This is a genomic window from Bacillus sp. JJ634, assembly GCF_036962285.1.
In the GTDB taxonomy this organism is placed as follows: Bacteria; Bacillota; Bacilli; order Bacillales; family DSM-1321; genus Peribacillus; species Peribacillus asahii_A.
Genome location: NZ_JBALMU010000221.1, coordinates 1 through 3,156, shown reverse-complemented (window position 1 = coordinate 3,156; position 3,156 = coordinate 1). Strand labels below are relative to the sequence as shown.

Genomic DNA, 3,156 nt, shown 5'->3' with positions numbered 1-3,156 from the left:
CAACTTACCAAGTACACCTAAACCTAATTTACAGCGTTATAAAGGGCTTGGTGAAATGAATCCAGAGCAGCTATGGGAAACGACAATGAACCCTGATACACGTACGCTATTACAAGTAAGTTTAAAAGATGCAATTGAAGCGGATGAAACTTTCGAGATGTTAATGGGGGATAAAGTAGAGCCGCGTCGTAACTTTATTGAGGAAAATGCCATTTACGTTAAAAATTTAGATATTTGATTGGACAACAGGATGATGGATTCATCCTGTTGTTTATATGACATCTCATTGATGAAATGAGGTCAGAAGCTTTATATAGGAGGTTGGCTCCATGTCAGAACAAGAAAGATCCAATGTTAAAGAAATTAATATTAGTACCGAAATGCGGACTTCGTTTTTAGATTATGCGATGAGTGTTATTGTGTCACGAGCCCTACCTGATGTCAGAGATGGATTGAAACCGGTTCATCGGAGAATTTTGTATGCAATGAATGACCTTGGAATTACGGCAGATAAACCTTATAAGAAATCTGCCCGTATTGTTGGGGATGTTATTGGTAAATACCATCCGCATGGTGATTCAGCTGTATATGAAACAATGGTACGTATGGCTCAACCATTTAATTACCGGCATATGCTTGTAGACGGCCATGGGAATTTTGGTTCTGTTGACGGCGACCAGGCAGCGGCCATGCGTTATACAGAAGCGAGAATGTCTAAAATCTCAATGGAACTCGTACGGGATTTGAATAAAGATACTATTGATTATCAGGACAACTATGATGGTTCTGAAAGAGAACCATCTGTTATGCCGGCGCGTTTCCCTAATTTATTGGTAAACGGTTCATCAGGAATTGCCGTAGGAATGGCTACAAATATTCCACCGCATCAATTAGGAGAAGTCATCGATGGTGTTCTTGCTTTAAGTAAAAATCCCGATATTACGATTCAAGAGTTAATGGAGTATATTCCAGGTCCAGATTTCCCAACTGCCGGTTATATTTTAGGGCGTAGTGGAATTAGAAAGGCATATGAGACAGGCAGAGGTTCCATTGTCCAGCGAGCAAAAGTAGATATTGAAGTGAAGCCTAATGGAAAACAAACGATTCTTGTGACTGAAATTCCGTATCAAGTAAATAAAGCGAGACTAATCGAAAAAATTGCTGATCTTGCTCGTGAGAAGAGAATTGAAGGGATTACAGACTTAAGGGATGAATCGGACCGAAATGGTATGCGTGTCGTTATGGAAGTTCGGAAAGATGTAAATACGAGTGTCTTATTAAATAATTTATATAAACATACATCTATGCAAACGACATTCGGTATTAACCTTCTAGCTCTTGTAGATGGCCAGCCGAAAGTATTGAATTTAAAACAATGCTTATATTATTACTTAGAGCATCAAAAAGTGGTTATTCGTCGTCGCACAGAGTTTGAACTACGGAAAGCGGAAGCTCGTGCTCATATTTTAGCAGGATTGCGAATTGCTCTAGATCACTTAGATGAGGTTATTGCTTTAATCCGTAGTTCGAAGACGACTGATATTGCACGTGAAGGTCTGATGGAGAAGTTTTCACTTTCAGAAAAACAAGCGCAAGCGATTTTAGATATGCGTCTCCAACGTTTAACCGGTTTAGAACGTGAAAAAATTGAAGAAGAATATCAAGCGATTATGGCTCTTATTGCAGAATTAAAAGCGATTTTAGCTGATGAAGAAAAAGTGCTAGAAATTATTCGTGAAGAGCTTCTTGAAATTAAAGAGCGTTTTAATGATACAAGACGTACGGAAATTTTACTAAGCGGCTTTGAGAGTTTAGAGGATGAAGACTTAATTCCGGAAGAAACCATTATTGTTACGTTAACGCACAATGGCTATATTAAACGTTTACCTGCTTCAACATATCGCAGTCAAAAACGAGGTGGCCGTGGTATTCAAGGAATGGGGACAAATGAAGATGATTTTGTAGAGCATCTTTTAACAACCTCAACACACGATACGCTGTTGTTCTTCACAAATAAAGGGAAAGTATATAGAGCTAAAGGCTATGAAATTCCGGAGTATGGAAGAACAGCAAAAGGTTTACCTTTGATCAACCTAATAGAGGTCGAGAAAGGGGAAACGGTTAATGCGATTATCCCAGTGAAGGAATTTGTGGATGATTGGTTCTTATTCTTTACAACGAAACATGGAATATCGAAACGAACTCCTCTATCTTCTTTTGCTCATATTCGTAACAATGGATTAATTGCACTAGGTTTACGAGAAGATGATGAGTTAATTTCTGTTCGTATGACAGATGGTAACAAACAAATTATCATTGGAACAAAAACAGGAATGATGATTCGTTTCCCAGAAAGCGATGTTCGTACGATGGGAAGAACAGCAGCAGGAGTTAAAGGAATTTCTCTACGTGCTGAAGATGAAGTCGTCGGTATGGAAATATTAGAAGAGCAAGAGGAAATCTTAATTGTTACGAAAAATGGATATGGAAAACGAACAGCTGAAGAGGAATATCGAATTCAAAGTCGTGGCGGTATAGGGATTAAAACGTGTAACGTTACTGAGAAAAATGGTGAGCTTGTCTCTATTAAAACAGTAGTGCCTGGAGCGGAAGAAGATTTAATGCTTATTACGGCAGCGGGTGTTTTAATTCGAATGGCTGTTGAAGATATTTCAAAAACAGGTCGTAGCACACAAGGTGTAAAACTTATTCGTCTTGAAGAAGCAGAAAATGAATATGTATCTACCGTTGCAATTGTTGAGCGTGAAGATGACAAAGAAGAAGATGATGAAGAGAATTCTTCTGAAATTGTGACAGAAGAAATTGACGGAGAAGAGTGATAGAAAAGCCAGGCATAAAGCCTTGGCTTTTTTAATTAGTTTTTCATATGAAGTTCAGTTCATTATAAATTTCACATAATAAAAACGGTAAGAGTAAATGATGTTTCACGTGTAACATGATTTTTTAAAATTAATCTATGGAATTTAATGGTGTATAATGTAAAATGATAGTTTTTTAAAAAAAGCTTGCAATTGCTCGTAATACTAGTTATACTTATTTAAGTCGACAGGGAAATGAGAAAAGTTGTTGACATTATACTTTTAAAGTGTTATGATATTAAAGTTGTTTATTCGAAAGTGATAAATATTGCTCTTT

At 37.2% G+C, this 3,156-nt stretch carries 1 protein-coding gene and 1 pseudogene; both read left to right on the top strand.

Features of this window, described 5'->3' with window-relative positions; genetic code table 11:
• Positions 1–238: pseudogene (locus V7068_RS22220) on the top strand (DNA topoisomerase IV subunit B); the annotation flags it as partial.
• A 91-nt stretch (positions 239–329) separates the two neighbouring features.
• Positions 330–2,840, top strand: a complete 2,511-nt coding sequence (gene gyrA / locus V7068_RS22215; RefSeq protein ID WP_499714594.1) for a DNA gyrase subunit A — start codon at positions 330–332, stop codon at positions 2,838–2,840.
• Positions 2,841–3,156: the final 316 nt, after the last annotated feature.